Annotated in this window: 24 protein-coding genes; 14 read left to right on the forward strand and 10 right to left on the reverse strand. The window is 70.8% G+C overall.

The features are described from left to right. Positions 1-3: 3 nt before the first annotated feature. Positions 4-834, forward strand: a complete 831-nt coding sequence (locus ACFWP5_RS24890; RefSeq protein WP_384160539.1) for an SDR family oxidoreductase — start codon at positions 4-6, stop codon at positions 832-834. A 13-nt stretch (positions 835-847) separates the two neighbouring features. Here ACFWP5_RS24890 and ACFWP5_RS24895 read toward each other — a convergent pair whose 3' ends face one another. Genes ACFWP5_RS24895 through ACFWP5_RS24905 form a run of 3 tightly spaced genes read right to left on the reverse strand, consistent with a single transcriptional unit; the run spans position 848 to position 2,518 of the window. Beyond that, on the reverse strand, positions 848-1,393 hold the full coding sequence (locus tag ACFWP5_RS24895; protein WP_384160541.1) for a SixA phosphatase family protein: 546 nt from the start codon (positions 1,391-1,393) through the stop codon (positions 848-850). Beyond that, the gene (locus tag ACFWP5_RS24900; protein WP_384160544.1) at positions 1,390-2,154 is read right to left on the reverse strand and encodes a hypothetical protein; all 765 of its coding nucleotides are present in this window, start codon (positions 2,152-2,154) and stop codon (positions 1,390-1,392) included. Before ACFWP5_RS24900 ends, ACFWP5_RS24895 begins: the two co-directional genes overlap by 4 nt. A 31-nt stretch (positions 2,155-2,185) precedes the next feature. Then, complete coding sequence (locus ACFWP5_RS24905) at positions 2,186-2,518, reverse strand: DUF190 domain-containing protein (protein WP_384160547.1); 333 nt, start codon at positions 2,516-2,518, stop codon at positions 2,186-2,188. Between the two features lie 317 nt (positions 2,519-2,835). On the opposite strand from ACFWP5_RS24905, the gene ACFWP5_RS24910 reads away from it, so the two are divergent. Then, positions 2,836-3,663 (forward strand): carboxypeptidase regulatory-like domain-containing protein, encoded by an 828-nt coding sequence (locus ACFWP5_RS24910; RefSeq protein ID WP_384160550.1) that lies wholly within the window; start codon positions 2,836-2,838, stop codon positions 3,661-3,663. A gap of 1 nt (position 3,664) precedes the next feature. On the opposite strand, the gene ACFWP5_RS24915 is transcribed toward ACFWP5_RS24910, so the two are convergent. Continuing rightward, the gene (locus ACFWP5_RS24915; protein ID WP_384160553.1) at positions 3,665-4,546 is read right to left on the reverse strand and encodes an alpha/beta fold hydrolase; all 882 of its coding nucleotides are present in this window, start codon (positions 4,544-4,546) and stop codon (positions 3,665-3,667) included. A gap of 187 nt (positions 4,547-4,733) precedes the next feature. On the opposite strand from ACFWP5_RS24915, the gene ACFWP5_RS24920 reads away from it, so the two are divergent. Further along, complete coding sequence (locus tag ACFWP5_RS24920) at positions 4,734-6,755, forward strand: BTAD domain-containing putative transcriptional regulator (RefSeq protein WP_384160604.1); 2,022 nt, start codon at positions 4,734-4,736, stop codon at positions 6,753-6,755. A 13-nt stretch (positions 6,756-6,768) separates the two neighbouring features. Here the strand turns inward: ACFWP5_RS24920 and ACFWP5_RS24925 are convergent, their stop codons facing one another. Next, positions 6,769-8,727, reverse strand: coding sequence for a hypothetical protein (locus ACFWP5_RS24925; protein WP_384160556.1), 1,959 nt, complete (start codon positions 8,725-8,727; stop codon positions 6,769-6,771). Between the two features lie 239 nt (positions 8,728-8,966). Here ACFWP5_RS24925 and ACFWP5_RS24930 point away from each other — a divergent pair, with 239 nt between their 5' ends. From ACFWP5_RS24930 to ACFWP5_RS24950, 5 genes are all read left to right on the forward strand, one after another. Next, positions 8,967-9,962 (forward strand): LacI family DNA-binding transcriptional regulator, encoded by a 996-nt coding sequence (locus ACFWP5_RS24930; protein ID WP_384160558.1) that lies wholly within the window; start codon positions 8,967-8,969, stop codon positions 9,960-9,962. 137 nt (positions 9,963-10,099) lie between these two features. Next, a complete protein-coding gene (locus ACFWP5_RS24935; RefSeq protein ID WP_384160561.1) occupies positions 10,100-11,962 on the forward strand; it encodes a right-handed parallel beta-helix repeat-containing protein in 1,863 nt (620 codons plus the stop codon). Positions 11,963-12,043: 81 nt separating this feature from the next. Continuing rightward, the gene (locus tag ACFWP5_RS24940; RefSeq protein ID WP_384160564.1) at positions 12,044-12,451 is read left to right on the forward strand and encodes a CoA-binding protein; all 408 of its coding nucleotides are present in this window, start codon (positions 12,044-12,046) and stop codon (positions 12,449-12,451) included. Between the two features lie 150 nt (positions 12,452-12,601). Beyond that, positions 12,602-14,242, forward strand: coding sequence for an APC family permease (locus tag ACFWP5_RS24945; protein ID WP_384160567.1), 1,641 nt, complete (start codon positions 12,602-12,604; stop codon positions 14,240-14,242). An 82-nt stretch (positions 14,243-14,324) separates the two neighbouring features. Further along, positions 14,325-15,548 carry a 4-hydroxybenzoate 3-monooxygenase gene (locus tag ACFWP5_RS24950; RefSeq protein WP_384160570.1) on the forward strand — a complete coding sequence of 408 codons (1,224 nt, stop codon included), beginning with the start codon at positions 14,325-14,327 and terminating at the stop codon, positions 15,546-15,548. Between the two features lie 34 nt (positions 15,549-15,582). On the opposite strand, the gene ACFWP5_RS24955 is transcribed toward ACFWP5_RS24950, so the two are convergent. Next, the gene (locus tag ACFWP5_RS24955) at positions 15,583-15,930 is read right to left on the reverse strand and encodes an ArsR/SmtB family transcription factor (RefSeq protein WP_384160573.1); all 348 of its coding nucleotides are present in this window, start codon (positions 15,928-15,930) and stop codon (positions 15,583-15,585) included. A gap of 71 nt (positions 15,931-16,001) precedes the next feature. Between ACFWP5_RS24955 and ACFWP5_RS24960 the strand changes: the two genes are divergently transcribed. Continuing rightward, positions 16,002-17,078: a cation diffusion facilitator family transporter gene (locus tag ACFWP5_RS24960; protein ID WP_384160576.1), complete on the forward strand. Its 1,077-nt coding sequence runs from the start codon at positions 16,002-16,004 to the stop codon at positions 17,076-17,078. Positions 17,079-17,101: 23 nt separating this feature from the next. On the opposite strand, the gene ACFWP5_RS24965 is transcribed toward ACFWP5_RS24960, so the two are convergent. Next, positions 17,102-17,659, reverse strand: a complete 558-nt coding sequence (locus ACFWP5_RS24965) for a YbaK/EbsC family protein (protein WP_384160579.1) — start codon at positions 17,657-17,659, stop codon at positions 17,102-17,104. Positions 17,660-17,690: 31 nt separating this feature from the next. Further along, positions 17,691-18,275, reverse strand: coding sequence for a helix-turn-helix domain-containing protein (locus ACFWP5_RS24970; RefSeq protein ID WP_384160581.1), 585 nt, complete (start codon positions 18,273-18,275; stop codon positions 17,691-17,693). 116 nt (positions 18,276-18,391) lie between these two features. Between ACFWP5_RS24970 and ACFWP5_RS24975 the strand changes: the two genes are divergently transcribed. Next, positions 18,392-19,249 (forward strand): EamA family transporter, encoded by an 858-nt coding sequence (locus ACFWP5_RS24975; RefSeq protein ID WP_384160584.1) that lies wholly within the window; start codon positions 18,392-18,394, stop codon positions 19,247-19,249. Positions 19,250-19,497: 248 nt separating this feature from the next. Here the strand turns inward: ACFWP5_RS24975 and ACFWP5_RS24980 are convergent, their stop codons facing one another. Continuing rightward, complete coding sequence (locus ACFWP5_RS24980; protein ID WP_384160587.1) at positions 19,498-20,295, reverse strand: acyltransferase; 798 nt, start codon at positions 20,293-20,295, stop codon at positions 19,498-19,500. 108 nt (positions 20,296-20,403) lie between these two features. Between ACFWP5_RS24980 and ACFWP5_RS24985 the strand changes: the two genes are divergently transcribed. Next, complete coding sequence (locus ACFWP5_RS24985; protein ID WP_384160590.1) at positions 20,404-20,931, forward strand: gamma carbonic anhydrase family protein; 528 nt, start codon at positions 20,404-20,406, stop codon at positions 20,929-20,931. Positions 20,932-20,999: 68 nt separating this feature from the next. Here the strand turns inward: ACFWP5_RS24985 and ACFWP5_RS24990 are convergent, their stop codons facing one another. Next, positions 21,000-21,644, reverse strand: a complete 645-nt coding sequence (locus ACFWP5_RS24990; RefSeq protein WP_384160593.1) for a DedA family protein — start codon at positions 21,642-21,644, stop codon at positions 21,000-21,002. Between the two features lie 272 nt (positions 21,645-21,916). Between ACFWP5_RS24990 and ACFWP5_RS24995 the strand changes: the two genes are divergently transcribed. The 3 genes from ACFWP5_RS24995 to ACFWP5_RS25005 all read left to right on the forward strand — a co-directional run bounded on the left by ACFWP5_RS24995 (position 21,917) and on the right by ACFWP5_RS25005 (position 26,615). Then, complete coding sequence (locus tag ACFWP5_RS24995; protein WP_384160596.1) at positions 21,917-23,641, forward strand: ABC transporter ATP-binding protein; 1,725 nt, start codon at positions 21,917-21,919, stop codon at positions 23,639-23,641. Next, positions 23,638-25,467, forward strand: coding sequence for an ABC transporter ATP-binding protein (locus tag ACFWP5_RS25000; RefSeq protein ID WP_384160599.1), 1,830 nt, complete (start codon positions 23,638-23,640; stop codon positions 25,465-25,467). The genes ACFWP5_RS24995 and ACFWP5_RS25000 overlap by 4 nt, the downstream gene beginning before the upstream one ends. Positions 25,468-25,538: 71 nt before the next feature. Next, on the forward strand, positions 25,539-26,615 hold the full coding sequence (locus tag ACFWP5_RS25005) for an ABC transporter substrate-binding protein (protein WP_384160601.1): 1,077 nt from the start codon (positions 25,539-25,541) through the stop codon (positions 26,613-26,615). Positions 26,616-26,634: the final 19 nt, after the last annotated feature.

The raw sequence follows: 26,634 nt of genomic DNA on the forward strand, positions 1-26,634 counted from the left end.
GTCGTGGCAAGGGTTTTGATCGTCGGCGGCAGCGGCTTCCTGGGCACGGAACTCGTACGCCGGTCGACGGGAGCGGGCTGGGAGACGGCGGCGACGTACTGCTCGTCCCGCCCCGACGCAACACCCGGAGTCACGTGGCACCGGCTCGACCTCCGCGACCCCGTCCACATCGACGAGCTGCTGACCGAGGTCGCCCCCGACACGGTCGTCAACGCGACGAGCGGACAAGGCGATTGGGCCATCACCGCCGACGGCTCGGTCCGCGTGGCGATGGCCGCGGCACGCCACGGCTGCCGCCTGGTCCACGTCTCCAGCGACGCCGTGTTCTCCGGTTCCCGGATCTCCTACGACGAGTCGTGCCTGCCCGACCCCCTCACCCCGTACGGCGCGGCGAAGGCCGCCGCCGAGACCGCCGTCCGCCTCCTGGTACCGGCCGCGGCGGTCGCGCGCACATCACTGATCATCGGCTACGGCGGCTCCGCGCACGAGCGCATGGTCCACGACCTGGCCGCCGGTACCCGCGACGGCGTCCTGTTCACCGACGTCGTCCGCTGCCCGGTCCACGTCGGGGATCTGGCCGCCGCCCTGCTCGAACTCGCCGTGTCCGACCGCCCCGGCATGTTCCACCTCGCCGGCCCGGACGCCCTCAGCCGCCATGAACTCGGCGTGCTCATCGCCCGCCGCGACGGACTCGACCCGGCCCGGCTGGCCGCCGGACGCCGAGCGGGCACGGGCGAACCCGGCGCCCTGGACGTCCGCTTGGCAGGCACGGCCACGCGGGGACAGCTCAGGACCCGGCTGCGCGGAGCCCGGGAGTTCCTCCAAGTCCCTTAGACACGGCCCCACTTCACGTCTTCTTCTTGCCCCTCGGCACGGTCAGGCCCGTCAGCAGGGCGGTGCCCGGAGCGAGGTCCCGCCACGTGCGGCCGTGCCAGGCCAGGACCGCGATCGCCGAGGTCGGGAACTTCACGCGGACCTCGTCGAGCGCGTCGTCGAGGCTGTCGCCGGCGAGTTCGAGGACCAGTTCCTCCAGGCCGGGGTTGTGGCCGATCAGGAGCAACGTCTCGACCTCGGGCGGTACTTGGTGGACGGCGTCGAGGAGTTCCGGTACGTCGGCCGCGTACAGCCCCGGCTCGTACCGTACCGGCGACGGAGTGCCCCACTCGGCGGAGGCCAACTCCCAGGTCTGGCGCGCCCGTACGGCCGTGGAGCACAGGGCGAGGTCCGGGAGGGAGTCGGTCTCGGCGAGGGCTATGCCGGCGGCCGGGGCGTCCCGGCGCCCGCGCGGGGCGAGAGGGCGCTGGTGGTCGGGAACGCCCGCGGGCCAGGCGGACTTGGCGTGCCGCAGCACGACCAGGCGGCGCAGGGGACGGGCTCCGGCGCGGGCGCTCACGCCAACGACCCGATGTCACGGGTGAGTTCGAGCCCGAGGAGCCGGTCGGCGTAGGCGTACGTCTCGAAGCGGGCGCCGTCCGGCAGGTCGGGCCAGGTCTCCACCCGGCGCAGCACCCGCAGCATCTCGGACACGTTCAGGTCGTCCTCCCAGGCGGTCCGCAACTCCGCACGCACCTCGTCGGGCACCGGCCGCGAGGGCCGACGCGCCCAGTCGGCGACCGACCCGCGCCAGTGCGCCAGCGTCCGCCGCGCCTCGTGCAGAGCCGCCGCGTCGAGCCGTACCGGCAGGTCCCGGGCGTGCGAGAGCAGGGCGAGCCGGAGCGCGCCCGGGTCGGAGAGGTCGGGCGCAGCGGTCGTAGGCGAATCGACGGGTGCTACGGCTACCAGGACTCCCCCGGTTGTCCCGGCGCCCGCCGTCGCCACGTGGAGGACCTGGGCCTCGCCGAGGCCGGAGCCGAGGTCTCCGCCGTCCTCGAAAGGCCGTATGCCCAAGGCCCTTGCGGCGGCGCGGAGTTCGGCCTGCTCGTGTTCGCCGGTGAGCAGCGACCACACGGGGGTGCCGCCGAGTTCCAGGGCGCGTACGAGGAGGTCGGCGACGAGGAGTACGCGTAGTGCCGTGGGGTCCAGGCCCGACGCGTGCGCCTCGACCCTGGTCAGGCCACGGCGGGCGGGGGCGGCTTCGACGGGCTCGCCGGTTCGGGCGTCGGTGATGCGCAGCACGGCCTGAGCGTAGGCGGGCGGAGCGCCGTACGCATGCATGTTCGCTCTGTTCCGGGCGAGGTGGCGGGATTCACCCCGGTCTGTCCGGTGCGTGGATGCGTATCCGGTCCAGGGTCGCGATCGCCGCCGTCGCGCACAAGACGTCGGCCACGTGCGGGAGGAAGGCGCGCAGTCGCCGTTCCTCGTCCACGATGATCACGACGCACGGGCCGTGGCCGGCGTGGTGCGAGGCCCGGTGGGCTCTGGTGCCGAAGCCGGTGATGCCGTGGAAGACGCTCGCTCCGGCGAGGCCCTCGCGGTGGGCGCGGTGGACGAGTTCGGCGTAGGCCGGCCTGTGGTGCCACAGCGTCGCCGCGTCGAGATGAACGGTGAGACGGGCGGCGAGCGTGTCGGGCGCGGGCATCGGGCACCCCCTGCTGTGGGGACTGTCCTGACCGTACTGCGCGCGGGGCTTTCCAGGGGGCGTCGTGCAGATGGCAGCACGGGTTGGCGGGGGTTCATGGGACCACTGGTGCCGGACGGGTCCGCGTGTCATCGCGTCCGGCATCCACGAGAGGGATGTCGGGCCGATCGCACTCTTCTTGCATTCTTCCGAGCACCCCTGTCGTCTCGGCGGCGTTCACCCGTTCGCCCATCCCGCCTTTCGCCGAGGCCGGTGGGGCGTGTGGGGTGGGAGCAGCCGACCCGCACCCCGGACGAGACGATCCCGGAGACTCCCCGATGACCGACCGCCGCACGTTCCCCCACGAACCACCGTCGCCGATGCCCGTTCGACGGCGGCTGCCGCTCCTTCTGACCGCCGCGCTCGTCGCCGGGACGGCGCTCCTGCCGCCCGGCATCGCCGCCGCCGCGCCGCTCCGCACCGACTCCGGGGAGTTCTCCGCACGGGTTCTCGGCGGTGGAGCGACCATCGTGCCGGGGCGGTCCGGGCTGGTGGAGATCAGCGGGTACAAGGGCGCCGCCCTGCCGGCCGGGTCCTCGCTGCGGCTGACCGCACCCGCCGGGGCCCGCGTCACCGGTACGCCCCTCGCGGACACGGCACGGTTCCAGGGCTCGGTGACTGCCGACGGCGCGAGCGGCACGTACACCTACGTCCGTGACTCGGGGCCCGGTTCGTGGAAGGACAGCGGCTATCCGTTCGCGCTCGCCGTGGACGCACGGGCGGTGCCGGGGACACGGCTGCCGGGGTGCACCGTCGTGCTGACCGACGCGGGCGGAGCCCGTCGCGCGTCCGGCAGCTGCACCGTGACCGTGGGCATGCCCGGGCCGACGCTGAGCGAACCGGCGGGCGGCACGATCGTGTCCGGCGCGGCGCGGATCGCCGGGACCTCCTACCCGGGGGCGCGGGTGAGTGTCGTGGACGCCGCCGAGCACAAGGTGTGCGCGGGTGTCGCGCGCATCGACGGCACCTGGTCGTGCACGCCGAACACCCCACTGCCGGAGGGCGCCAACCGTCTGCACGCGAGCGCCGCCTTCAACGGGGTGTCGGCGGTCGGCGAGGACGTCGACTTCACCGTGACCGCGCGTGGACCGAACGCGGCCCACTGATTCATCCCCCCGCGACAAGCTCCCGCAGTGTCTTCGCTACGACGGCCGGGTCCTCCTCCGCCATGAAGTGGCCGCAGGTCACGGTCTCGTGCCGCAGGTCCGGTGCCCAGGCGCTCCACAGGGCCGCCGCGTCGAAGCCGAGAGCGGCGCCCCAGTCCTGCTGGAGGACGGCGACCGGCATCCGCAGCCGGTTGCCTGCGTCGCGGTCGGCCCGGTCGTGGGCGACGTCGATGCCGGCGGAGGCGCGGTAGTCGGCCACGATCGAGGGGACCGCGGCGCGGCAGGCGTCGAGGTAGGCGGTGCGGATGTCGGCGGGGATCGCGGACGGGTCGTTGGTCCACAGGTCGAGGAAGTGGCCGAAGAACGCGTCGGGCGCGCCGGCGATCAACTGCTCGGGCAGGCCCGGGGGTTGGGCCATCAGGTAGAGGTGGAAGCCCACTGCGGCGGTGACGCCGTGCATCACGTCCCACATGTCCAGCGTGGGGAGTACGTCGAGGCAGGCGAGGTGGGTGATCGTGCCGGGGCGGTCGAGTCCGGCACGGAAGGCGACCAGGGCGCCGCGGTCGTGTCCGGCGAGCGCGAAACGGTCGTGTCCCAGGGCGCGGGCGAGGGCGACGACGTCCGCGGCCGTGGTGCGCTTGGCGTAACCGGAACCGTCGGTCTCGGCGGGCTTGTCGCTCGCGCCGTAGCCGCGCAGGTCGGGGCAGATCACCGTGTGGTCGGCCGCGAGGTCGGCGGCGACATGGCGCCACATGAGGTGGGTCTGCGGGAAGCCGTGCAGCAGCACGATCGGGCTGCCCGAGCCGGAGACGGCCGCGTTCAGGGAGACGCCGTCCGCGACGGGGACGCGGTGGTAGGTGAAGCCGGGGATGGTCGGTGGCATGGGTGCGCCCTTCCTTCGTACGTGCTTGGTGCTTCGTACTTGGTGCTTCGTATTTGGTGCTTCGTATTTGGTTCTTGGTGCTTGGTGCTTCTTTCGTGCGATGGCGCCGAGCCTCCCGCGCGCCGATGAGCAACGAATGAGCGCGCTACCGTGACCTGGGGCGATGCCCCGGAAAGGGTGGTCGGCGATGGAGGTCGCGTTCGGGGTGCTGGGGCCGGTCGCGGCCTGGGACGGTGCCGGGGACGCGATCGTCCTGAAGGGACCGCGGCACCGGGCCGTGCTGGCCCGGCTGCTCGTCGCCCGGCGTCGGGTCGTACCGGTCGGGCGCCTGGTCGAGGATCTGTGGGCGGGCCGGGACGAGCCGCCCGCCGACGCGGTGGGCGCGGTGCGCACCTTCGTGGCCGCGCTGCGCCGTGCGCTGGAACCGGAGCGCCCGCCGCGAACTCCGGCCCGACTGCTGGTCACCGAGGGTCCGGGGTACGCGCTGCGCGCCGAGCCCGGGGCCGCGGACGCCTGGCGGTTCGAGCGGGCGGTGACGGCCGCCGCAACCCTGCCGGACGCGCACGCGCTCGCCCGGCTGGAGGAGGCGCTGAGTTGGTGGCGGGGCCCGGCCTACGCCGATTTCGGCGAGGAGACCTGGGCCCGCGCGGAACGCTCCCGCCTCACCGAACTCCGCCTGCACGCCGTCGAACGCCGGGCCGAGGCCCAACTCGCCCTGGGACAAGCCGCCGAGGCGGTGCCCGACCTGGACGCACACGTGTCCGAACACCCATGGCGCGAGGACGCCTGGCGACTACTGTCCCTGGCCCTCTACCGCACCGGCCGCCAGGGGGACGCGCTCGCGGTACTGCGCCGGGCGCGCACCCTCCTCGCAGAACAACTCGGCGCGGACCCGGGCCCGACCCTGCGCCGCCTGGAGGCGGACATCCTCGCCCATGCCCCGCACCTGGACCCCGGCCCGCACATCTCCCACGCCCCGCACCTGGACCCCGTGTCAGATGCGAGCGGTCCGGCCGACCGCGTATGGGCCCAAGCAACCGCCGCCTACGACCGAACTGTCGCGTCCGGCGCCCGTGCCCGACTGGAGTCGACAGTGGGCCTGCTCCGCGATCTCGCGGTGACCGGAGGCGGCGGTCTGGAGGCGGCCCGCCGGCACCGTCTCGCGGCGATCACGGCGGCGCAGGAGCTGGGCGACCCGGAACTCACCGCCCGCGTGATCGGCGCCTACGACGTGCCCGCGATCTGGACCCGCGTCGACGACCCACGACAGGCGGCGGACACGGTGGCCGCGGCCGAGCGCACCCTGGCCGCGCTCCCGCCGGACGCCCATCTCGCGGCGCGGGCACGCCTGTTGGCCACGATTGCGCTGGAGTCACGCGGCACCCGCTCCGCACGCGGACCCCAGGCCGCCCGCCAAGCGGAGGACATCGCCCGCCAGTTGAACGACCCCGCGCTCCTGGCCTTCGCCCTCAACGGCACGTTCATGCAGACCTTCCACCGCGCCGGCCTGTCCCCTCAACGGGACGCGATCGGCGCCGAGTTGGTCACTCTGTCCGCCCGGCACGGCATGGTCACGTACGAGGTGCTCGGGCATCTCGTACGACTCCAGTCCCGCAGCGCCCTCGCGGACTTCACCGGAGCCGACGGGCATGCGGCAGCCGCCGAACGGCTGGCCGACCGTCATGAACTGCCGCTGGTGGGCGTGTTCACCCAGTGGTACCGGGTCCTACGGCTCACCGCGACCGGCGCCCCGCGGCCGACCGAGGTGGCGACCGCCTACCAGGACGCGGCACTTCGGCTGGACGGAGCCGGCATGCCCGGGCTGGAACACGGGCTGCTGCCGCTGGCCCTGTTGTGCCTGCGCCTGCGAAACGGGCAGCCCGCGCAGACCGACGAGCACATCGACTGGGGACCGTACGAACCGTGGGCCCGCCCCCTGGTTTTGCTGGCCCACGACCGCCCCACCGACGCCGAGGCCGCACTCCGCTCGATCCCGGACGCGCCCCGCGACCTCCTCTTCGAGGCCCTGTGGTGCCTGGCCGCCCGCGCGGCACTCGCCGTGGACGACCGGGACACGATGGAGCGCGCACGCGCCGAACTGACGCCCGCCGCAGCCGAGTTGGCCGGGGCGGGCAGCGGCCTGCTCACCCTGGGCCCGGTCGCGCGGTACCTCGACGATCTCGCCGTCGCGCTACGGAGCCCTCGGTGAGCCGGTGTTCGCGTCAGCCGGTCACCTGTACCACCGCGGTCGCCCCCGCCCGCACCGTCGGCGTCGCGTAGGTGTAGGTCACGCCGTTGACCGTCTTGGTGCGCACGTGCTGCGGGACGCCGTTGACCTTGATCGTCTTGTGGACGCCGGGGAAGCGGGCCTCCCAACTGTAGGAGCTCTTGCGGGAGTTGTTCGTCAGCGTGGTCTTCGTCGCGCCGTCGTGGCGGACGGTGACCGTGCCGGTGCCGATGGGGACGTCTGCCGCCTGGAGCCACTTCATGCCGGACGGCAGCTGCGACTGGGTGGTCACCTTGTGGTTCGGCGCATCCGGTGTGATGCCCATCAGTCCCTGAACGGTCTGGCTGACCAGGGTGAAGGACACCTCGGGGTAGTCGCCGTCGGGGCCCTGGCTGGAGTTGACGTGCTGGGTGTCCCGCTCGCCGTAGATCTTCCTCATCCACTGCCAGGCGGTGTCGGCGCGGTTGTTCTTGAAGAACATGTCGGGGAGGTAGGTCGTCGACTCGATGTTGGGTGAGCCGTCCGGGCCCAGTTCCTGCGCCTGGATGTAGTCGAGGTAGGCGTCGTTGCGCGGACCGGGGTCGATGATCTGCTTCATCGGCATGAAGACGCTGTTCTCCTTGCCCCAACCGGTGACCGGGGTGCCGGAGGTGGTGTACGCGCGGACCATGTCGGCTCCGCTGCCGGTGCCGCTCCAGTTGTCGTTGAAGTACGTCTTCAGGTCGGCGGCGCGCTTGTCGTACGTCCTGGCCAGCGCGGTGTCGCCCTTGCCGCGGGCGAGCACGGCCATCGCCAGGTACGCCTGGTACTCGGAGGCGATGCCGTCCCCGGCCTCGGCGAGACCGTCGCCGTCCTGCTCGTTGTAGCTGGCGGCGCCCTGGAAGATTCCCTGGCCCGTGCCCTCGGCGACCTTCACCTTGCCGTTGTCCTTGGCGGAGTTGTGCAGGTCGATGAACTGCTCGGTGGCGTGCCGGTAGAAGTCCCACAGCACCGGGTCGTCGACGTATCTGCGGTCGCCGGTCCAGAGGTAGGCCTGGGCCGCCTTCTCGACGAGTTCGAACGTGGCCGGTACCTCGCGGACGAAATTGTCCGGGCTCTTGTAGTCGATGCTCAGGTAGGTCTTGGCGTCGAAGTTGAGGGACCAGACCGGGAAGTACCTGTGCTCGGCGGTGGCCGACGCCGCGTACGAGCGGAGCATCGTCTCGTTCTCGGCGTCGAGGCCGATGAGGTGGGCGCCGGCGAGCTGGTGGGTCATGTCGCGGGAGTAGTAGGCGCTGCGGTTGGCGTATCCGGCCCAGTAGGTGGGCTCGTACGACGCGGTGCCGGTGCCGCCGGTCTGGTTCTCGTCGACGTTGATCGGGCCTACGGTGCCGGGGAGTTGGACCCAGCTGTTGGCCTTCTTCTGGGCCCAGTCGAACATCGCGACGACCTCGGGGTCGGACGAGGTGACCTTGGGGTCGGCGGGCGCGGCGGGCGAGATCATCAGGTCGTCGGCGTTGACCCAGGCGCTGCCGGAGCCGAATTCGATCTGGAGCCGGTCGCCGGTCTTCAACGCGACGCCGCTGATGGTGTATCGGGCGTAGCCGGGGTGCTGCGGCAGGGTGATCGTCTCGACGGTCTCGCCGTTGCGCCGGATCGTGTACGTGCCGCCGGTGCCGGCGCTCCCGATCCACGCGGAGAAGTCGTAACTCCCGTTGCGGGGCGCGACGATGGTCAGCTCGGCACTCTTGCCGGCTCCGGCGTCGAGGTAGAGGAAGCGTTCACCGCCGTGCTTGTTGCCGGTGCCGACGCCGGCGCCCGAGGTGAAGGTCCAGCCCGTGCCGCCGTTCTCGAACCCCGGGTCCGGGATGGCGAGTTGGGGGCGGGGGGCGGCGGACGCGCCGGCCGACAGTGCGGGAGCCATCGGCGCGAGCAGGGCAACAGCGGTGATCAGCATGAGCCGTGAGGGCTTCATCGGGTCTCCCGGGTCTTCGGTCGTCACGAGGGGGCGGGCGGCCGAGTGGTGGCCGGAAAGCTAGCAGGGGCCCGAGAGGCGATTCAATGGTCATGCGCGAGAAACATGGAAGACACGCAATCGGGCTGCTACTTTGAGCGGGAGGCTATGGTGAAAGTTTTCAATGAAACCTTGCAAGTCTGCCGAGGCAAGCCGGACGAGGCAGGTCCGCCGAGGGGCCACGGAGGGAAGGGAACCGCATGAAGGTCGGCATCACCGAGGTCGCGGAGCGCGCGCGGGTGAGCGAGGCCACCGTCAGCCGGGTCATCAACCGCCGTCAGGGCGTGTCCCGCAAGACCCGCGAGGCGGTCGAGCAGGCGATGGCCGACCTGGGGTACGAGCGGCAGACCCGGGGTCAACTCGTCGCGGTCGTCACCGAGTTGGTCTCCAACCCGTTCTTCGCCGATGTCGCCGAACGCATCGAGTCCGTCCTCGCCCCGCACGGCCTGAAGACGGTCCTGTGCCCGTGCTTCCCGGGCGGGGTGCAGGAGTTGGACTTCGTGACCTCACTCGCCGACCGGGGCGTCGCGGCCGTCGTGTTCCTCTCGGCCAGCAACACCCTTGAGGGCGCGGACCCGGCGGCGTACGAACTGCTGCGGTCCCGCAGGATCCCGTTCGTCGGGATCAACGGCCGGTTCGAGGGCGTGAGCGAGGCGCCGGTCTTCTCCACCGACGATCTGCTCGCCGTCGAACTCGCCGTCGACCATCTGCACCGGCTCGGCCACCGCCGTATCGGCATGGCGTCGGGCCCGGTCGGCAACCGCCCGGCCGACCGCCGCGTGAGCGGCTTCATCGCCTCGCTGGCCAGACGCGGTGTAGAGGACGGGGAGCAGTGGGTGGTCCGGCAGTCGTACACCGTCGAGGGCGGCCAGTCCGCCGCGATCTCGCTCCTCGCCCGTGGCGCCACGGCGGTCGTCGCGGCCAGCGACTACATGGCGCTGGGCGCGATCCGCGGCGCGCGCCGGCAGGGGTACGACGTCCCGGGCGATGTGTCGGTCGTCGGCTACGACGGTTCCATGATCATGGACTTCGTCGACCCGCCGCTCACCACGGTCCGCCAGCCGGCCGACCGGCTGGCCTCGGAGGCGGGCCGCAGCGTCCTCGCCCTGGTCGGCAACCGTGACGTCCCCGTCGGCGAACTCCTCTTCGACCCCGAGCTGGTGATCCGCGCGAGCACGGGGGCACCGAAAGCCTGAACTCCCTTTACTCGTCCAGACCATTGACCCAGAGGTCGGATCTATAGACACTCCAGTCGGAGATCCGACTGGCGTACCAGCCGTAACTCCGTTTATTCATCGGGTGTTTGGCGACTCATGAATGCTCCGGAGGGGCTATGTCTCGGTTCGTTTTTCTAGGGGTGGCGCTAGCGCTGCTGGTGGGCGGCGGAAGTCCCGTCGCCGCGGCGTCGAGCGCGACGCCCACGGCGGCGGTGGTGAGAGTGGACGCGTTCGGAGCCGACCCGACAGGCCGGACGGACTCGACACCCGCCGTGGTCGCGGCGCTGCGGCAAGCCAAGAAGGTCGATCACGGCCGGCCAGTCCGGATCGTCTTCTCGAAGGGCACCTACCAGCTCTACCCCGAGCGGGCCGAGACGCGTGAGCTGTACGTCTCCAACACCGTTGGCGCGGACCAGCGTTACCGGGACAAGAAGATCGGGCTGCTCGTCGAGGACATGCACGACGTCACCATCGACGGCGGCGGAGCGAAGCTCGTCTACCACGGCCTGCAGACGGCGTTCGCGTCGATCCGCTCGACGAACGTGACGTTCCAGAACTTCTCCTTCGACTACGCGGCCCCCGAGGTCATCGACGCGACCGTCGCCACCGCCGGTGTCGCCGACGGGCACGCCTACCGCGTCCTGAAGATCCCGGCCGGCAGCCCGTACGAGGTGAACGGCACGCACATCACCTGGCTCGGCGAGAAGAGCCCGGCCACCGGACAGCCGTACTGGTCGGGCGTGGACGGACTCCAGTACACCCAGATCCACGACCCCAAGGCGCAACGGACCTGGCGCGGCGACAACCCGCTCTTCAACGACGTCTCCTCGGTCACCGACCTCGGCGACCGCCGGATCCGGATCGACTACACCACCGCGTCACAGCCGTCGGACGCCGGGCTCGTCTACCAGATGCGTCTCATCGAGCGGACGGAACCGGGCGCCTTCATCTGGCAGTCCAAGAACGTCACGATGCGCTCGATGAACGCCTACTACCTCCAATCCTTCGGTGTGGTCGGACAGTTCAGCGAGAACATCTCCATCGACAAGGTGAACTTCGCGCCCGATCCGAAGTCCGGCAGGTCGACGGCTTCGTTCGCGGACTTCGTGCAGATGTCCGGCGTCAAGGGCAAGGTCTCCATCACCCGGAGCCTCTTCGACGGCCCGCACGACGACCCGATCAACATCCACGGAACGTATCTCGAAGTCGTAGGACAGCCCGGCCCGAACACCCTCACCCTGGCCTACGAACACCCGCAGACCGCCGGGTTCCCGCAGTTCGCGCCGGGTGACGAGGTCGAGTTCACGACGCAGCGCACGATGACCCCGGTGGCGAACCCGCACGCGAAGGTCACGGCGGTCGACGGCCCCAGCGGCATGGACCACACCAAGTCCCTGACCACGATGAACGTCACCTTCGACCGGCCGGTCCCCGCCGGGGTCCAGATCGGCGGCACGGTCGTCGAGAACATCACGGCCACCCCGTCGGTCGTCATCTCCGGCAACGTGTTCCGCAACGTACCGACGCGCGGCATCCTGGTCACCACCCGCAAGCCGGTCCTGATCGCCGGCAACCGCTTCGACGCGATGTCCATGGCCAGCATCTACGTCTCCGCGGACGCCTACCAGTGGTACGAGTCGGGCCCGGTCGCCGACCTCACGATCCGCGACAACTCCTTCACGCGCCCCACCGGCCCGGTCATCTTCATCGAGCCGACCAACCAGGTCGTCGACCCGGCGAACCCGGTGCACCACGACATCGCGGTCGAGCACAACTCCTTCGACATCAGTGACGTGACGGTCGTCAACGCCAAGAGCGTCGGCGGCTTCACCTTCACCGGCAACACGGTCCGCCGCCTGGCCGCGGCGGACCAACCGCCGTACACCTCCCCGCTGTTCGTCTTCCACGGCAGCTCGGGCATCAAGATCGCCCACAACCACTACGACAAGGGCCTCAACACGTCCGCGGTCGAGGACTGAGGAACGGACTGAGGAATCACGACGCTCCGCCCGCTGTTGTCGCAGGCAGCAGCGGGTGCGCGATTCCCAAGGAGGCCGAGCATGTACGGCGACTCAGCAACGATCCGCAAGATCCTCACCGAGTCCGGCGACACCTGGGCCGTCGTGGGCCTGTCCTCGAACCGGTCTCGGGCGGCCTACGGCGTCGCGGAGGTGCTGCAGCGCTTCGGCAAGCGCGTCGTACCCGTCCATCCCAAGGCGGAGACGGTGCACGGCGAGCAGGGGTACGCCTCGCTCGCGGACATCCCCTTCGAGGTCGACGTCGTGGACGTGTTCGTCAACAGCGACCTCGCGGGCGCGGTCGCCGACGAGGCGGCCGGCGTCGGCGCGAAGGCCGTCTGGTTCCAGCTCGGGGTGATCGACGACGCCGCGTACGACCGCACCCGCGCCGCCGGTCTCGACATGGTCATGGACCACTGCCCGGCGATCGAGATCCCACGGCTCGGCTGACCTGCGCAGACCTGTGCGAACGCTGTGTAAAAGAAGCTCTCCAGCCCAAGTCAAATTTCAGGCAACGCACTTCTGAAAATATTCATACATTCCTAGCCTGAGGCCTCCCGACCGTTAAGCATGCGTGCTGACTTCGAGAGGCGCCTTGACATGGCGAGTGTTGACCAGATTCTCCCGGAGGCCACGAGCAAACCGGGTGGACTGCGCCGGGACGTCGGACTGATAGGCCTGATGTGGGCCTCGGTCGGCTCCATCATCGGCTCCGGATGGCTGTACGGCGCCAAGAACGCCGTCATGGTGGCCGGCCCCGCAGCGATCATCTCGTGGGTGATCGGTGCGATCGCGATCGTCCTGCTGGCGCTGGTGCACGCCGAACTCGGCGGTATGTTCCCGGTGGCGGGCGGCACCACGCGCTATCCCCACTACGCCTTCGGCGGCCTGGCCGGCATGTCGTTCGGCTGGTTCGCCTGGCTGCAGGCGGCGACCGTGGCCCCGATCGAGGTCGAGGCCATGATCGGCTACGCCGGGCACTGGGACTTCGCGAAGGGCTATCTGCACGCGAAGGACAGCACCCTGACGACCAGCGGCCTCATCGTCGCCATCGTCCTCATGGCCGTGTTCGTCGCGGTCAACTTCCTAGGGGTGAAGGTCCTCGCGCACACCAACAGCGCGGCCACCTGGTGGAAGATCGCGGTCCCGCTGGCCACGATCTTCATCGTCGCGGTGGGCAACTTCCACCCGGGCAACTTCACTTCGGAGAGCTTCGCCCCCTTCGGCGCCAAGGGCGTGCTGAGCGCCATCAGCACCAGCGGCATCATCTTCGCCCTCCTCGGCTTCGAGCAGGCGATCCAGCTCGCGGGCGAGAGCCGCAACCCCAGGCGCGACCTGCCCCGCGCGACCCTCGGCTCGGTCGCGATCGGCGCGACGATCTACGTCCTGCTCCAGGTCGTGTTCATCGCCGCGCTGCCGCACAGCACGTTCTCGCACGGCTGGGCCAAGCTCAACTTCCCCGGCATCGACGGCCCTTGGGCGGGCCTGGCCACCCTGGTCGGCCTGGGCTGGCTGAGCGTCGTGCTCTACCTCGACGCCGTGGTCTCCCCCGCCGGCACCGGCCTGATCTACACCACCGCCACCTCCCGCGTCTCCTACGGCCTCTCCCGCAACGGCTACGCACCGAAGCTGTTCGAGAAGGTGGACGCCCGAGGCGTGCCGTGGTTCGGCCTGATCCTCTCCTTCGTGACCGGTGTCGTCTGCTTCCTGCCCTTCCCGAGCTGGCAGCAGCTGGTCGGCTTCATCACCTCGGCGAGCGTCCTGATGTACGCGGGCGCCCCCCTGGCGTACGGCGTCTTCAGCGACAAGCTGCCGGACCACGACCGCCCCTACCGTCTCCCCGGCGGCAAGGTGATCTCCCCGCTGTCCTTCGTGGTGGCCAACCTCATCATCTACTGGGCCACTTGGGGCATCCTCTGGCGGCTCGGTGTGGCGATCATCCTCGGTTACGCGCTGCTCGGCGGCTACGCCTTCTACGCCAAGAGCAAGAACCTGCCCGACGCGCCCCGGCTGGACTTCAGGGCCGCCCAGTGGCTTCCGGTCTACCTGATCGGCATGGGTGTGATCTCCTGGCAGGGCGGCTTCGGCGGCCAGGGCAACATCCCGCTGTGGTGGGACATCCTGATCATCGCCGCGTTCTCCCTGGCCATCTACTACTGGGCCCGGGCCGTCTCCTCACACCCGGACGAGATCCACCGCAGCATCGACGAGGTCGTGGTCGTGGACGCGCCCACCCACTGATCCGACTTCTCCCCTGCGGAATCCGAACCGGCCCCCTCCAGGTGGCCGTTTTCGGCTGTCTGGACACCGTCATAATGGGCGGGTGACTTTCACCTCCCCCCACCCCAACTCCGCGTCCGCACACCACTTTCCGGTCGTCGTCGTAGGCGCAGGACCCGCCGGACTCACCGTCGGCAACATCCTGCGCGCCGCCGGGATCGACTGTCTGGTGCTGGAGACGGAGAGCCGTGAGTTCATCGAGCGGCGGCCCCGGGCCGGGGTCATCGAGGAGTGGGCCGTCCGTGGGCTGCAGCAACGAGGGCTCGCCGAGAACCTGTTGGCGCGGGCGCAGCTGCACACCGAGTGCGAGTTCCGGTTCGGTGGGCAGCGGCACCGGCTGCCCTACACGGAGTTGACGGGGCATCACCACTTCGTCTATCCACAGCCGTTGCTGGTGACGGACCTGGTGCGGGAGTACGCGGACGTGCGGGGCGGCGCGATCCGTTTCGGCGTCCAGGACGTCCAGCTGCACGATCTGGACACCGACCGACCGGCGGTGTCGTACACCGACCCGGAGACCGGTCAACGGCGGCTCGTGCACTGCGACTTCGTGGCGGGCTGCGACGGGGCGCGCGGGGTGAGCCGGGGCGCGTTGCCTCCGGAGCGGGCCCGGGTCGCGCGGCAGGACTACGGCACAGGCTGGCTCGCGCTGCTCGCCGAGGCGCCGCCGTCCTCGGACTGTGTGCTGTTCGGCGTCCATCCGCGCGGGTTCGCCGGGCACATGGCGCGCAGTCCCGAAGTCACCCGCTACTACCTGGAGTGCCCGCCCGGCGACGACCCCGACAACTGGCCGCACGAACGCGTCTGGGCCGAGCTCCAGCACCGGCTCGCCGCGACCGGCGCCCCGCCGCTGACCGAGGGCCGGCTGATCGAGAAGCGCGTGCTCGACATGCACAACTACGTTGTCGAACCTATGGTGTTCGGCCGTCTCTTCCTCGCCGGCGACGCGGCCCACCTCACCGCGCCCATCGCCGCGAAGGGCATGAACCTCGCCCTGCACGACGCGTTCCTGCTCGGCGACGCGCTCGTCGCGTACGCCACGAAGGGCGACTCCGCGGGCCTGGGCGGCTATTCGGAGTCCTGCCTGGGCCGCGTGTGGGAGTACCAGGAGTTCTCCCAGTGGCTCTCGGAGGTGTACCACGGCGCCTCGTCCGGCGACCCGTACCGTGCGGGCACCACCCTCGCCCGGCTCCGCCGCGTCTTCGAATCCCCCGCCGCGAGCCTCGCGTTCGCGGAGAGCTACCTGGGCAAGGACCCCAACTCCTGAGCCACGGCCGTCAGTAGCCCCTGAGGTACGGCTGTCAGTCGTGCGGCGGGCGGTCGTTGAGGCGGTGGTCCGCCACGTTCAACGCCTCGTCGACGAGCCGTCGTAGATGACCGTCACTCAACGCGTAGATCACCCGGCGGCCTTCCTTGCGCGTGGTCACGAGCCCCGCCAGACGCAGCCGCGCCAGGTGCTGGCTGACCGCCGGGCGGGCCGCTTCGCATGCCTCCGTGAGCGTGGTGACGTCGGACTCGCCCGCCGTCAGCGCGTGCAGGAGGGTCAGGCGGGTGCGGTCGCCGAGGAGGGCCAGGAGTTCGGCGGCCAGCGCGAACTGTTCCTCGCCCGGGGTGCGCGGATGCGCATCATGCGCAGGTGATAGGTGCATGCGTGCGCTCATACGCACATAATGACCCTGTGGGCGCCGTACGTCCACCCGCGCACCGGAAGGGGACCCACGTGAGCGACCAGCACCACCACGAACACGAGCACGCACACCCGCACGACGACCACGGCCACGACCACCCGCATCCCCATGACCACTCCCCCACGGGCATCCGTCACCGCCTCGGCCACCTCCTCACCCCCCACTCCCACGAGACCGCCGACAAACTCGACTCCGCCCTGGAGTCCTCGGTCCGCGGTATGCGCGCGCTCTGGGTGTCGCTCGCGGTGCTCGGGGTGACGGCGCTGGTGCAGGCGGTCGTGGTGGTCGTGTCCGGCTCGGTCGCGCTGCTCGGCGACACCGTGCACAACGCGGCGGACGCGCTGACCGCCGTACCGCTCGGCATCGCGTTCGTGCTCGGCCGCCGGGCCGCCACGCGGCGCTTCACGTACGGCTACGGGCGCGCCGAGGACCTGGCCGGGATCGCGATCGTGCTGACGATCGCCGCGTCCGCGGCCTTCGCGGCCTGGGCGGCGGTGGACCGGCTGCTCGATCCGCGGCCCATGACACACGTCCCGGTGGTCGCCGTCGCGGCGCTCGTCGGGTTCGTGGGCAACGAGTGGGTGGCCACGTACCGGATCCGCGTCGGCCGGGAGATCGGGTCGGCCGCGCTGGTCGCCGACGGACTCCACGCCCGTACGGACGGGTTCACCTCGCTGGCCGTGCTGGTCGGGGCCGGCGGTTCGGCGCTGGGGTGGCAACTCGCCGACCCGATCGTGGGGTTGGCGATCACGTCCGCGATCGCGCTGGTCCTGCGGGACGCCGCGCGCGAGGTGTTCCGGCGCGTGATGGACGCCGTCGATCCCGACCTGGTGGATCGGGCCGAGCACGCCGTGCGGGAGGTCGAAGGGGTGCGCGGGGTGGGCGAGTTGAGGCTGCGCTGGATCGGGCACCGGCTGCGCGCCGAGGTGGCGGTGGTCGTGGACGGGGAGGCGACGGTACGTCAGGCCCACGCCGTCGCCGTAGCGGCGGAACACGCACTCCTGCACGCGGTGCCGCGGCTCACCGCGGCCCTGGTGCACGCGGATCCGGCACCGGTGCCGGGGGAGGCGGACCCGCACGGGGAGTTGGCCCACCACAGCATGGCGTGAGGTCCGACGCGGTTTTCTTGGGGTCAGGCGACGCCCAGTCCCTCCAGCACCACCGCGCCCGGAAGTTCCGCGAACGCCTTGCCCGGGACGAGGAGTTTGCCGCGTCGGCGTCCGCTGCCGACCAGGACGTACGGCAGGTCGACGACGGCCGAGTCCACCAACACCGGCCAGTCGGCGGGGAGTCCGACGGGGGTGATGCCGCCGTACTCCATGCCGCTCTCGCCCGTAGCCGTGTCCATCGACGCGAACGAGGCCTTGCGGGCGCCGAGTTGGCGGCGTACGACGCCGTTCACGTCGACGCGGGTGGTGGACAGGACCACGCACGCGGCCAGCATGGTCTCGCCGCCGCGCTTCCCGGCCACCACCACGCAGTTCGCGGACCGCTCCAGCAGCTCACGGCCGTAGTGCTCGACGAAGGTGGCGGTGTCGGCCCACTCGGGGTCCGTGTCGACGTAGACGAACTGGTCGGCGGGGACGCTGCCGCGCCAGGCGCGCACGGCGTCGGCGACCGGGCGGGTCAGTTCGTCGAGGCAGTCGGGGGCCGGGGTGGCGTGGTCGAAGTGTCCGATGGGTGCGCGCATGACGGCACGCTAACAGTCGTACGGCGGCTGCTCACGGGGTGTCTCCGCGCACGGGCGGGACCGACACCGCCATGACCATCTCCATCGGCTCGTCGCCCTGATTGCCGTACGTGTGGGGGGTGTTGGCCTCGAAGGTGGCGCTCGCGCCGGCCGGGACGAGGTGGTCCTCGCCGTCCACGGTGAGGGTCAGCTCGCCCGTGGTGACATGGACCAGTTCGACCGTGCCCGTGGGGTGGGGCTCGGAGGGGCTGACATCCCCCGGCATCAGCCGCCAGTCCCACATCTCCAGCGGTCCGGGCGCCTCGGTGCCGGCGAGGAGGCGGTTGTAGCTGCCGGCGTCGGTGTGCCAGAGCCGTACGGCGCGCTCGGCGGGGACGATGCGGACCTTCGGGCCCTGTTCGTAGTCGAGCAGGGTGGTGATGCTGACGCCGAGGGCGTCGCCGATCTTGACGACCGTGCCGATGCTGGGATTGGTGCGGGCCTGCTCGATCTGGATGAGCATGCCCCGGCTGACGGCTGCCCGGGCGGCGAGCACGTCCAGGGTGAAGCCGCGCACCGAGCGCCAGTGCTTGACGTTGCGAGCCAGGGACTGGTTCAGCAGGTCGAGGTCCGACACGTTCCGCCCATACCTTCAGTTCAATATTATGGATGACAGAGTTCAATGCAGCGAACTACGGTGTGGTGCACCCGATCGTTCACCGAACTGCACCGAACTGTACTGCGAGGCGCCCCGTGACAGCATTCTTCGCCCTGGCCACCAGCCTCCTGTGGGGGTTGGCCGACTTCGGCGGAGGACTGCTGACCCGGCGGACCCCGGCGCTGACGGTGGTCGTCGTCTCGCAGGGAATCGCGGCGGCCGTGCTCGGCGCGGTCGTGGTGGCCACCGGGGGCTGGAGCGAGGCCGGGCCTCGGTTGTGGTTCGCGTTCGCGGCCGGGTTGGTGGGGCCGGTCGCCCTGCTGTCCTTCTACAAGGCGCTCGCGCTGGGCCCGATGGGCGTCGTGTCGCCGCTCGCGACGCTGAGCGTGGCCGTACCGGTCGGGGTGGGCCTGTTCCTCGGCGAGCGGCCCGGCTGGACGCAGGTGGCGGGGATCGCGGTCGCCGTCACCGGGGTCGTCCTCGCGGGCGGTCCCCAGCTGCGGGGCGCGCCCGTGCAGCGGCGGACGATCCTGCTGGCGCTGATCGCCGCGCTCGGCTTCGGCACGGTGTTCGCGCTGATCGCGGAGGCGTCCATCGGCGTGACCGGCCTCTTCCTCGCGCTGTTCGTGCAGCGCGTGACGAACGTGGCCACGGGTGGGGCCGCGCTCTGCGTCTCCGTGCGGCGGGGTGGATCCGCGCTTCCGGCGGGCGGGTTCCCCTGGGGTTCGCTGCCGGCACTGGCCTTCGTGGGGCTCGCCGATGTGGCGGCCAACGGGACGTATTCGGTCGCCGCGCAGCATGGGCCGGTGACTGTGGCGGCGGTGCTCGCGTCGCTGTATCCGGTGGTGACCTCGCTGGCCGCGCGCGGATTTCTGAGCGAGCGGCTGCGGGTGGTTCAGGCGGCGGGGGCGGGGCTGGCGTTGGTGGGGACGTTGTTGCTGGCGACGGGGTGAGGGGGGTGGGGGCGGGTTGTGTGCGGGGCGGCTTCGGGTGCTGGGGGCGTCGGGTGCCGGGCGGGGGCTCGACATGGGTGCGGGTCAGGCCTCGGCGTGACTGCCGGATCAGACCTCCGCACACGTGCCGGTCGACCTTCGGCATCACTGCCGGATCAGGCCTCGGCACACGTGCCGGTCGACCTTCGGCACACGTGCCGGTCGACCTTCGGCACACGTGCCGGTCAGGCCTCGGCATAAGTGCCGGGTCAGGCCTCCGCGTCCAGTTCCGCGAGGTGGGCGATCACGTTCTCGTCCAGTTCGGCAAGCCGTGCCGCGCTCGCGTCGTCCAGGCCCGCGAGTGCCCGGAGTTGATCCGGGGTCACATCCGCGGGGATCGGCACCGGCGCCGGCGTCCGCAACGGTGGCTGCCAGCCCTCCGCCGGCGTCCAGCGGCGTACGACCCGTGCGGGCGCCCCCGCCACCACGGCGTGGTCGGGCACCGTGCCGCGGACCACCGCACCGGCCGCCACCACCACGTTCCGGCCGATCCGCGCGCCCGGCAGGATCACCGCGCCGGTGCCGATCCAGCAGCCCGGGCCGATCTCGACGGGTTCCATGCGGGGCCACTGCTTCCCGATGGGCTCGTGCGGGTCGTCGTAGGAATGGTTCGTGGACGTGACGTAGACGTACGGCCCGAAGTAGCAGTCGCTGCCGATGGTGACCGTCGTGTCGGCGATGACGTGGCTGCCGCGGCCGAGGACGACACCGTCGCCCAGGCGCAGGATGGGGTCGGGGCCGAGGTCGAGGTCGGGCATCAGGCCGGCCGTAAGCGTGACCTGCTCGCCGACGATGCAGTGGGCGCCGAGGTGGATCCAGGGTTCGCCGAAGACGGTGCCCAGCGGGAAGGCGAGCCGGGTGGCTTCGCCGATCGAGCCGAAGTGGAAGCGACCGGGGTTCTTGGCCGTCACCGAGCCCGTGCGCTGCACCCAGGCCCAGCCCGCGTGGACGGCGCGCTGCGCGAGGTCGCGCCGCCATTCTGAGAACGTGTTCTTGCGGTTGGGCACCCGGCCACGGTACTCAGCGTGAGACGTACCCATGGGGCCCGGCCGCTGTGATCTTCGCCCTACCGGATGACGTACCGTGCGGGGGTCTCCGACGGTTGGGAGGGTCTTATGACGCACAGGGCGTTGATCGTGGGTATTGGTGGCAGGGAGCCGAAGGTCGATGGGGAGGCGTTTGTGGCTCCTACGGCGTCCGTGATCGGGGACGTTTCGTTGGGGGCGGGGGCGAGTGTCTGGTACGGCGCGGTGTTGCGCGGCGACGTCGAGCGGATCTCGGTGGGGGCTCGCAGCAATATCCAGGACAACTGCACGCTGCATGCCGATCCCGGGTTTCCGGTGAGTGTCGGGGAGCGGGTTTCCGTGGGGCACAACGCGGTGGTGCATGGTGCGACCGTTGAGGACGACTGCCTGATCGGGATGGGGGCTACGGTGCTCAACGGGGCGGTGATCGGGGCGGGTTCGCTGGTTGCCGCGCAAGCGTTGGTGCCGCAGGGGATGGTTGTGCCGCCGGGTTCACTGGTCGCCGGGGTACCTGCGAAGGTGCGGCGCGAGCTGAGCGGTGAGGAGCGGGAGGGGTTGACCCTCAACGGGACCATGTATGCGGAGTTGGCCAAGGCGCATCACGAGGTGCATGAGTAGGTCGTCTGGCGGGTGCGGGCCGTATGCGGCTGGTCGCGCAGTTCCCCGCGCCCCTAAAGGGGGCGCCTTCACTCCCCGGCGGGGACTGGCTCCGGTTCGTTTTTCTCGGCCGACATCTTTTGTGCCCTGCGCCTGACCAACAGCATTGAGGCGAGGCCAACCAGTACCGCCGCCGCCAGGCCGAAGTAGGAGAAGCGCTTCAGCCAGTCCTCGGCGACGATTCCCACGTAGTAGACGACCGCTGTGGTGCCGCCGGCCCAGATGACTCCGCCGAGGAAGTTGGCGATCAGGAACTTCCAGTAGGGCATGCGGAGTACGCCCGCGAGGGGGCCGGCGAAGATGCGGAGGAGGGCGATGAAGCGGCCGAAGAAGACGGCCCACATGCCCCACTTCTCGAAGGACCGTTCCGCGGTGGCGACATGGCCTTCGCTGAAGTGTCTGGGGAACTTGTTCGCGAGCCAGGCGAGCAGGGGGCGTCCGCCCTTGCGGCCGATCGCGTAGCCGATGGAGTCGCCGATGACGGCACCCAGGCTGGCGCAGGCGCCGAGGACGAACGGGTTGATGCCGGAGTGCTGGGAGGAGAGCAGCGCCGCCGAGACCAGGACGATCTCGCCCGGCAGCGGGATGCCCAGGCTCTCCACCCCGATGACGAGTGCCACCACGGCGTAGACGGCCACCGCCGGAACCGAGTCGAGCCATTCCTGGACGTGCAACGCCGGTCCTCCTGAATGCGCGGACTGTCTGTCTTGCCGGCGTGCGCCTCGAACAAATTGGGCGCACCCAGGAAGCCTACCGCTCGGCATCGGACGGCAACGCCCCTCGGGCGACCGCTCGGACGACGGCACGGATGACGGCACGGAGAACTGCTCTGACGACCGCATCGGAATCGCTCCGTTACGTGCCAGGAGGGCCGAAAGGGCGTCGACTCCCCGAGATTCACTTAGAGTAGCCTTACCTAAGTTGGCCGGTTTCCGGAGGGTGGCTGGTGGGAGCAGGGGAACTGTCGGGGCGGGACGTCCTGGCGCGCTCGCTCAAGGGACAGATACGGCGCGTCGCACTCGGCTCGGCGCTCGGATGCGTGCACCAACTGGGGGAAGCCCTGGTGCCGGTGCTCATCGGTGTCGTCATCGACCAGGCCGTCGCCGGTCAGAACGCCGGACGTCTGGCGCTCTGGCTCGGCGTGCTGGCCGTCATGTACGTGACGCTGTCGTGGAGTTTCCGGCTGGGCGCCAAGGCCGGTGAACGCGGCGCCGAAGAGGCCGCGCACACAATCCGGTTGGCGATCGTGGGCCGGGTCCTCGACGCCCGCGGCGGTGCCGAGGAGGGACGGCTGCCCGGGGAACTGGCCAACGTCGCCACCGAGGACGCCAAGCGGGTCGGCGCGGTCAACATGGCGCTGATGAGCGGGATTTGGGCGATCGCGGGCGTCACCGTGAGCGCCGTCGCGCTGCTGCTGACGTCGGTGACACTCGGGTTGATCGTGCTGTTGGGCACGCCCGTGCTGTTGTGGCTGGGGCATCTGCTGAGCAAGCCGCTGGAGCGCCGCAGTGAGGCCGAGCAGGACCGGGCCGCCCATGCGTCGGGCGTGGCCGCCGACCTGGTGGCCGGGCTGCGCGTGTTGAAGGGGCTCGGTGCGCAGGAGGCCGCCGTCGAGCGGTATCGCCGCACGAGTCGTATCTCCCTTGCCGCCACGCTGCGTTCGGCGCGCGCCGAGTCCTGGCAGACGGGACTCGTGCTCGCGCTCACCGGTGGGTTCATCGCGCTGATCGCACTCGTGGGCGGTCGGCTGGCGCTCAACGGGTCGCTGACTCTGGGCCAGTTGGTGTCGGCGGTGGGTCTCGCGCTGTTCCTGCTGGGGCCGTTGGAGACGTTCGCCTGGGTCAACGCCGAGCTGGCGCAGGGCCGTGCCTCGGCCGCGCGCGTCGCGGAGGTACTGGCCACCGGGCACGCCGTCGTGGACGGCGACGACCCGGTCGCCGAGCCCGTTCGCGGGGAGCTGCGGCTGCGTGGCGTACGGCTCGGTGGACTCGACGGCATCGATCTCGACCTGCCCGCCGGGCAGTTGACCGGCATCGCTGTGACGGACCCGGCCGGCGCCGAGGCCCTGTTGCGCTGTCTCGGCCGGGAGACCGACCCGGAGTCGGGTTCCGTCGAGCTGGACGGCGTGCCCTTGACTCGGCTTGATCCTGCGGGACTTCGAGCGACTGTCCTGGTCGCCGCCCATGACGCGGCGCTGTTCGAGGGCTCGTTGGCGGCGAACGTGACGCCGGAGGAAGAAAAGTCGGAGAACGGTTCGGCGGGCGCGGACTCCGACCTCCGTACGGAACGTGCCATGGCCGCCGCCCGCGCCGACGAGGTGGCCGACTCCCTGCCGCACGGCACCGCGACCGGTGTCGGTGAGGGAGGGCGCTCCCTGTCGGGCGGGCAGCGCCAACGCGTGTTGCTGGCAAGGGCGTTGCGTGCCGGGCCGCCTGTCCTGGTCGTGCACGATCCGACCACGGCCGTCGACACGGTGACCGAGGCCCGCATCGCGAGCGGCCTGCGCGACTTCCGGCAGGGCCGCACCACGATCGTCGTGACCAACAGCCCCGCACTCCTCGCCGTCACCGACCACGTGATCCTCCTCGACGCCGGCCGCGTCGGCGCCGAGGGCACCCACGCGGACCTCGTACGAACCGACGCGACCTACCGGACGGCGGTGCTGGCATGACGACGGGAGCCGAGGGGACGGGGACGGGCCGGGAGAACGCCGGGCAAGTGGACACGGACCGCGCTCTCCTCCCCACCGCCACCCCCGCCCGCACCCGTGCCGCGGTCCGTGAACTGCTGCGCCCGCAGCGGGGGTTGGCCGCCGCCGGGTTCGGTCTGATGGTGCTCGCCACGGCTGTCGGACTGCTCACCCAGCCGTTGTTGGGCCATGTCGTCGACGTCGTCACCGAGCACCGCTCCCCCGACGCGCTCACCTTCCCGGTGGTCGCCCTTGCCGGAGTCGCCCTGGTCCAGGGCGTGACCACCGCACTCGGCATGTCCCTGGTGTCACGGCTCGGGGAGACCGCGCTCGCGCGGCTGCGCGAGCTGTTCGTGGAGCGGGCCCTGTCACTCCCCCTGGACCGGGTGGAGAAGGCCGGCTCCGGTGATCTCAACGCCCGTGTCACGCGCGACGTTTCGCGGGTCGCCGACGCCGTGCGCGGGGCGCTGCCCGAACTGGCGCGGTCCGCGCTGTCGATCGTGCTGACGTTGGGCGCGCTCGCTCTGCTGGACTGGCGGTTCTTGATCGCGGCGCTGATCGCGGTGCCCGTGCAGGCGCACACCGCGCGCTGGTATGTGCGCAACGCCGTTCCCCTGTACGCCAAGGAGCGCATCGCCACCGGGACACAGCAGCAGCAGCTGCTGGACACCATCGGCGGGGCGCGGACCGTACGGGCGTACCGGCTGCAGAAGGGCCACACCCGGCGGGTCACCGACCGCTCGCGCTCTGCGGTCGAACTGACCATGAGCGGCGTGCAGTTGATGCTGCGCTTCTACAGCCGGCTGCACATCGCCGAGTACCTGGGGCTGTCCGCCGTCCTGGTCACCGGGTTCCTGCTGGTGCGCGACGGTTCCACGTCGGTCGGTACGGCCACCGCCGCCGCCTTGTACTTCCACAGTCTCTTCGGTCCGGTCAACACCGCGCTGGTGCTGCTGGACGACGCCCAGTCGGCAACGGCCGGACTGGCACGGCTCGTTGGGGTGGTGGACGAACCCGCACCCGTGGTCGCCGACCGCGCGGACGACCGTACGACCGCCGCCGGGCCGCCGTCCGTGACGCTGACCGGTGTCTCCCACGCGTATGTGCCGGGCCGCCCGGTACTGCACGACGTCGACCTGGAGATACGGCCCAAGGAGCGGGTCGCGCTGGTCGGTACGACCGGTGCGGGCAAGACGACCCTTGCCAAGCTGGTCGCGGGGCTGCACCGTCCGCAGTCGGGCCGGATCGATGTCGGCGGCGCCGAGCCGGACGAGGCCGGTCATCTGGTCGGGCTCGTCACGCAGGAAGTGCACGTCTTCGCCGGGCCGCTCGCCGAGGATCTACGGTTGGCCCGCCCGGACGCGGACGTCGAGGAACTGCGGGAGGCGCTCGACACGGTGGGCGCGCTCGGCTGGGTCGAGGCGTTGCCGGGGGGCCTGGACACGGTCGTCGGCGACGGTGGTCATCGGCTGACCGCCGACCGTGCGCAGCAACTCGCCCTGGCACGGCTGCTGTTGGCCGATCCGCCGGTCGTCGTACTCGACGAGGCGACGGCGGAGGCGGGCAGTTCGGGTGCGCGGCAGCTCGACGAGGCCGCCGAACAGGCGCTGCGCGGCCGTACCGCACTGGTCGTGGCGCACCGGCTCAGTCAGGCCGCCTCCGCGGACCGGGTGATCGTCCTGAGCGACGGCCGGGTCGTGGAGAACGGCACGCACGACGAACTCCTCACCGCCCAGGGCCAGTACGCCGCCCTGTGGCACGCCTGGTCCGGCAGCCGCTCCGCCGAGGCCGCCCCCGACGCCCATTAGCCCCCTTAGACCTGTCACCCAGACCTGTCACCCCCCGCCGAACCCACCGCGACGAACAGAAGGATCATCCGATGCCCCGCGCCACCAGAGCCTCCCGGCTGTCCGGCCTGCTCGCCTCCGTACTCCTGCTGGCCATCACCGCGGTCGGCTGCGGCTCCACCGACTCCGGTTCCTCATCGTCCACTTCCGACACGTCGGGGTCGAAGGCGAAGGCCTCCGCGGACGCCTTCCCCGTGACGATCGCCCACAAGTTCGGCAGTACGACCATCAAGTCCGAACCCAAGCGCATCGTCACCGTCGGTCTCACCGACCAGGACGCCGTCCTCGCCCTGGGCAAGGTGCCGGTCGGCACGACCGAGTGGCTCGGCGGTTACAAGGGCGCCATCGGCCCCTGGGCGAAGGACAAGTTGGGCAGTGCGGCGGCGCCGACCGTCCTCAAGGACACCGGCACCGGTCCGCAGGTGGAGAAGATCGCCGCCCTGAAGCCGGATCTGATCCTCGCCGTCTACTCGGGCCTGACCAAGGCGCAGTACCAGAGCCTGTCGCAGTTCGCGCCGGTCGTCGCCCAGCCGAAGGCCTACAACGACTACGGCGTGCCGTGGCAGCAGCAGACCGAGGAGATAGGCCAGGCGCTCGGCAAGGCGTCCGAGGCCAAGACCCTGGTGTCGGGCGTCGAGGCCAAGTTCGCGGCGGCCAAGAAGGCCAACCCCGCCTTCGCCGGTGCGTCGGCCGTCATGGCGACCCCGTACGAGGGCGTGTTCGTCTACGGCAGCCAGGACCCGCGCTCCCGCCTCCTCTCCGACCTCGGCCTCTCACTCCCGAAGGACCTCGACAAGGTCATCGGTGACACGTTCGGCGCCAACATCAGCAAGGAGCGCTACGACCTCCTCGACCAGAAGGTCGCCGTGTGGATCGTGCCTGACACCACCACGGCCGTCACCAAGCTGCACAGCGACAAGATCTACGGCGACCTGAACGTGGTGAAGCAGGGCCGCGAGGTCTTCATCAAGGAGACCAGCGACTACGGCAACGCGGTATCCCTGTCCACGGTGTTGAGCATTCCCTACGTCCTGGACCGCATGGTGCCGCAGCTCGCGGCGGCGGTGGACGGCAAGACGTCGACGAAGGTGGAGCAGCCGGCGTCCTGAACCACGGGGACATGAAAGG

Source organism: Streptomyces sp. NPDC058469, from assembly GCF_042721125.1.
Classification (GTDB): Bacteria; Actinomycetota; Actinomycetes; order Streptomycetales; family Streptomycetaceae; genus Streptomyces.

Coding starts and splice junctions, on each gene's coding strand:
- ACFWP5_RS25005 (WP_384160601.1), top strand. CDS start 25,539: ATGCCCCGCGCCACCAGAGCCTCCCGGCTGTCCGGCCTGCTCGCCTCC.
- ACFWP5_RS24900 (WP_384160544.1), bottom strand. CDS start 2,154: ATGCATGCGTACGGCGCTCCGCCCGCCTACGCTCAGGCCGTGCTGCGC.
- ACFWP5_RS24930 (WP_384160558.1), top strand. CDS start 8,967: ATGAAGGTCGGCATCACCGAGGTCGCGGAGCGCGCGCGGGTGAGCGAG.
- ACFWP5_RS24985 (WP_384160590.1), top strand. CDS start 20,404: ATGACGCACAGGGCGTTGATCGTGGGTATTGGTGGCAGGGAGCCGAAG.
- ACFWP5_RS24940 (WP_384160564.1), top strand. CDS start 12,044: ATGTACGGCGACTCAGCAACGATCCGCAAGATCCTCACCGAGTCCGGC.
- ACFWP5_RS24910 (WP_384160550.1), top strand. CDS start 2,836: ATGACCGACCGCCGCACGTTCCCCCACGAACCACCGTCGCCGATGCCC.
- ACFWP5_RS24955 (WP_384160573.1), bottom strand. CDS start 15,930: ATGCACCTATCACCTGCGCATGATGCGCATCCGCGCACCCCGGGCGAG.
- ACFWP5_RS24905 (WP_384160547.1), bottom strand. CDS start 2,518: ATGCCCGCGCCCGACACGCTCGCCGCCCGTCTCACCGTTCATCTCGAC.
- ACFWP5_RS24920 (WP_384160604.1), top strand. CDS start 4,734: ATGGAGGTCGCGTTCGGGGTGCTGGGGCCGGTCGCGGCCTGGGACGGT.
- ACFWP5_RS24965 (WP_384160579.1), bottom strand. CDS start 17,659: ATGCGCGCACCCATCGGACACTTCGACCACGCCACCCCGGCCCCCGAC.
- ACFWP5_RS24935 (WP_384160561.1), top strand. CDS start 10,100: ATGTCTCGGTTCGTTTTTCTAGGGGTGGCGCTAGCGCTGCTGGTGGGC.
- ACFWP5_RS25000 (WP_384160599.1), top strand. CDS start 23,638: ATGACGACGGGAGCCGAGGGGACGGGGACGGGCCGGGAGAACGCCGGG.
- ACFWP5_RS24915 (WP_384160553.1), bottom strand. CDS start 4,546: ATGCCACCGACCATCCCCGGCTTCACCTACCACCGCGTCCCCGTCGCG.
- ACFWP5_RS24945 (WP_384160567.1), top strand. CDS start 12,602: ATGGCGAGTGTTGACCAGATTCTCCCGGAGGCCACGAGCAAACCGGGT.
- ACFWP5_RS24925 (WP_384160556.1), bottom strand. CDS start 8,727: ATGAAGCCCTCACGGCTCATGCTGATCACCGCTGTTGCCCTGCTCGCG.